The 3,402-nt window shown below is 71.0% G+C and carries 5 protein-coding genes; 3 read left to right on the top strand and 2 right to left on the bottom strand.

Going from position 1 to position 3,402, the window contains the following annotated elements; genetic code table 11:
- Positions 1 to 242: 242 nt before the first annotated feature.
- Positions 243 to 554, bottom strand: a complete 312-nt coding sequence (locus ABWK99_RS14935) for a hypothetical protein (protein ID WP_372595487.1) — start codon at positions 552 to 554, stop codon at positions 243 to 245.
- 210 nt (positions 555 to 764) lie between these two features.
- Between ABWK99_RS14935 and ABWK99_RS14930 the strand changes: the two genes are divergently transcribed.
- The 3 genes from ABWK99_RS14930 to ABWK99_RS14920 are packed head-to-tail and all read left to right on the top strand — an operon-like array spanning position 765 to position 2,769.
- On the top strand, positions 765 to 1,121 hold the full coding sequence (locus ABWK99_RS14930; RefSeq protein WP_372595486.1) for a GntR family transcriptional regulator: 357 nt from the start codon (positions 765 to 767) through the stop codon (positions 1,119 to 1,121).
- The gene (locus ABWK99_RS14925) at positions 1,118 to 2,005 is read left to right on the top strand and encodes an ABC transporter ATP-binding protein (RefSeq protein ID WP_372595485.1); all 888 of its coding nucleotides are present in this window, start codon (positions 1,118 to 1,120) and stop codon (positions 2,003 to 2,005) included. The genes ABWK99_RS14930 and ABWK99_RS14925 overlap by 4 nt, the downstream gene beginning before the upstream one ends.
- A complete protein-coding gene (locus ABWK99_RS14920) occupies positions 2,002 to 2,769 on the top strand; it encodes a hypothetical protein (RefSeq protein WP_372595484.1) in 768 nt (255 codons plus the stop codon). Before ABWK99_RS14925 ends, ABWK99_RS14920 begins: the two co-directional genes overlap by 4 nt.
- Positions 2,770 to 2,977: 208 nt before the next feature.
- On the opposite strand, the gene ABWK99_RS14915 is transcribed toward ABWK99_RS14920, so the two are convergent.
- The coding region (locus ABWK99_RS14915) for a TetR/AcrR family transcriptional regulator C-terminal domain-containing protein (protein ID WP_372595483.1) at positions 2,978 to 3,402 on the bottom strand (425 nt) is incomplete at its 5' end.

The following is a 3,402-nucleotide window of genomic DNA, read 5'->3' as shown; positions in this document are numbered from 1 at the left end:
GGGCGATGAGCAGCGCTGCGCCGACGACGGCGAAGCAGGTCGCGAACAGGTGCGAGACCGTGTTGACGCGCTCGTCGGTCACATGGACGCTGCCGTCCCTGCTCAGCTGAGCCGTGTCCACCGAAGCCCTCCCGTCGGAACGCACCGGAGGCCGTAGGGAGGCAGACCGGCGCGGTGCCGACGAGAGCCTACCCAGCGGCTCCGAGGAACCGACGGGACAGCCTCCGTCGGGACGAACCGGATCAGTCGCCGGCCGGCACCGCCAGCCGCCAGCCCACTCCGCTCGGCTCGACACCCTCCGGGAGGTCGGCCGTCCCGATGACAAGGTTCGTCCCGGTTCCGGAGACCTTCTCCCACCTGCTGCCATAGCTCAGGTCGACCCGGAGCTCGGGGGCCTCGGCTGCGAGGGTGGCGTCGTCGAGGAACTCGGTCATCCCGCTCTCGGCGTCGGCGGTCCAGTAGACCTCGGGGTGCTCGTGGTAGCTGGCCCACTCCCACTTCCAGTGGCGCTGGACCTGCTCCCAGTGGCAGATGGTCTCGGTCGTCTCGCTCATGTGCACGCCGCCTCCCGGTCGGCCGTGCGCACCGTTGCGCACGGCCTGCATCGATCCTGGCCCTGAAGCCCCGGAAGAGCGAGGGCACTTGGGCCCAGACGGCGAACTCGTCCCCGCGGGCGAGGCCATTCGGGGCGAGGCCTTGACACAAACCCACTCCGCCTGGTTGGTTATCTACATCAGTAACTAACCCAACAACCGGGAGGTGCGGTGGACGACGAGCGGCCGATCTTCCTGCAGGTCGCCGAGCTGATCGAGAACCAGATCATCGACGGCACCATGCCCGAGGGCGCGCAGGTGCCCTCGATCAACGAGCTCGCCGCGTACCACCGCATCAACCCGGCCACCGCGCTCAAGGGCGTCACCCGTCTCGTGGACGCCGGGCTCCTCTTCAAGCAGCGCGGCATCGGGATGTTCGTCGCCCCCGGTGCGCACTCCCGGCTCCTCGACCAGCGGCGCGAGGCGTTCAGCGCGCAGTACGTGCGCCCCCTCGTCGCCGAGGCAATGAAGCTCGCCATCAGCCCGGCGCAGCTCGCCCAGATGATCCAGATGGAGGCAGATCGATGACCACCGTCGTCGAGGTCCAGGACCTCACGAAGAGCTTCGGCTCGCTCGCCGCCGTGGACGAGGTCTCGTTCCACGTCCGCGAGCACGCCATCACCGGGCTGCTGGGCCGCAACGGCGCCGGCAAGACCACCCTCATGCAGCTCATCACCGGCCAGGAGTTCGCCACCACCGGGCGCATCCGGCTGTTCGGCGCTCCCCCGATGGAGAACGCGGCCGCGCTCAGCCGGACCTGCTTCATCAAGGAGTCCCAGACCTACCCGGACGGCTTCAAGGGCTCGCACGTGCTGCGCGTGGCGAGCTGGGTGTTCCCGCACTGGGACGAGGCACTGGCGCGCGACCTGGTCGCCGAGTTCCGGGTGCCGCTCGACCGCAAGATGAAGAAGCTCTCCCGGGGCCAGGCCTCGGCGATCGGCGTCGTCGTCGGCCTCGCCTCTCGCGCCGAGCTCACCATCTTCGACGAGCCCTATGCGGGGCTCGACGCCGTCGCGCGGCAGGCCTTCTACGACCGGCTGCTCGCCGACTACGCCGAGCACCCGCGCACCGTGATCATGTCGACCCACCTCATCGACGAGGTCGCCGACCTGCTCGAGCACGTCCTGGTGATCGACGAGGGACGGTTGATCATCGACGCGTCCGCCGAGGACCTGCGCGGCTCGGCCACCACCGTCTCGGGTCGGCGGGCCGAGGTCGCGGCCTTCGCCCGAGGGCGCGAGGTGCTCGACACCGGGTCGCTCGGCGGCTTCGCCTCGGTCACCGTCGCCGGCCTGAGCGCAGCCGAGAAGGCAGCAGCCGCCCAGGCCGGGCTCGACGTCGGCCCCGTCTCCCTGCAACAGCTCGTCATCGGCCGCACGCGCGGCACCGCCCGACAGGAGGTCGCGTCATGACCGTCACCGCTCTGCCGACGTCGCCCACCGCCCCACCGCTCGGCCGCCGCGTCTGGAACGCCGTGCGGCTGCACGCCGCGAACCCCTGGCCGACCCTGATCACCCCGTGGCTCATCTTCGCGGCGATCTTCGGTCTGAACCTCGCCATCTGGTACCTGGTGACCGTGGCGGCCGGGGGCGTGCAGAACCTGGACGCCGACGCCTTCGCCTACAACGGCGGCGTCACCTGGGTGCTGTTCTTCCTCATGGCGATGGCCGTGCAGGCCATGAGCCTGACCTTCCGGTTCGCCCTGGGGGTCGGGATGACCCGCCGCGACTACTACCTCGGCACCGTCGCCTACCTGGCGATCCTCGCCGCGACCTACGCGGCCGGCATCGCCGTCATGGCCCGGGTCGAGGAGCTCACCGACGGCTGGGGCATGGGCGGGCAGTTCTTCGCACCGTGGTTCCTCGCCGACCTGCCCGCCTGGCAGCTCTGGTACCTCAACGTCGTGGCCGGACTGCTCCTCGCGATGCTCGGCGTGACCCTCGGCGCGGTCTGGGTGCGCTGGAAGGCGACCGGCCTGTACCTGGCCATCGGCGCGCTCGCCGTGCTGGTCGTCGCGGGGCTCTGGGCGATGACGACGACGGCGTCCTGGGGAGCCCTCGGCGAGTACCTCGGCACCCACTCGCCGGTGCTCTCGGCGACGTGGACCCTGCCGGTCACCGCACTCGGCGCCGCTGCCGGGTACCTGGTGCTGCGTCGCGCGACGCCGCGCGCCTGAGGATCGTCCCATGAGGGCGTTTCTCGCGGCCCGTGCCCTCGGACTGACCTCCCTCGTCCCGGGCGACGCGCCGACGACGTGATCAACGCCCAGGACCGCCACCTCAAGGATGCGGAGGAGGCCGGGGACGCGAGCCAGGCGAACGCGGACTGCGGCTGCCGGATGCTGACGGCGCCATGTGCCGCGTCCTTCGGCGCGAGGGCGCGGCTCAGCCGTGGCGGAGCTCGATGAGCCCGTGGACGATGGCCTTGAGTCCGAACTCGTACTCGCGTCCGGTGTCGCGGGCTGCTCCGTAGGCCTCACCGGCGACGGTACCCACCCGATGCGCGAGCGGGAAACGTGCCCCGTCGGTCAGCTCGCCGAGGACCGGCGCCACGGTCGTCCACCAGTCGAGGTCGTCCTGCGGCGGGTCGGCTGACTGGCTCGCGAGGGAGGAGGCGTTGACGGCGAATCCGGTGAGCAGGCTGACGGCCTGGTCGAGCTCGATGTCGCCGATCCCTAGCGGCTGGACCGCTTCGAGCTGCCACTCGTAGAGCGCGAACGCGTGCGGTCCGAGCCCGGGCCGCAGCCCGCTCGCCTCGGCCAGCCACGGGTGGCGTCGGTGCTCGCGGTAGGCCAGGTCCGCCACGGCTT

It is taken from the genome of Actinotalea sp., assembly GCF_041597215.1.
In the GTDB taxonomy this organism is placed as follows: Bacteria; Actinomycetota; Actinomycetes; order Actinomycetales; family Cellulomonadaceae; genus Actinotalea.
The sequence above is the reverse complement of the archived record's forward strand: the minus strand, read 5'-3'. Positions and strand labels throughout refer to the sequence as shown.

Excerpts from the sequence above, each read along its gene's own strand:
- ABWK99_RS14935 (WP_372595487.1), bottom strand. The coding sequence starts at position 554 with ATGAGCGAGACGACCGAGACCATCTGCCACTGGGAGCAGGTCCAGCGC.
- ABWK99_RS14925 (WP_372595485.1), top strand. The coding sequence starts at position 1,118 with ATGACCACCGTCGTCGAGGTCCAGGACCTCACGAAGAGCTTCGGCTCG.
- ABWK99_RS14920 (WP_372595484.1), top strand. The coding sequence starts at position 2,002 with ATGACCGTCACCGCTCTGCCGACGTCGCCCACCGCCCCACCGCTCGGC.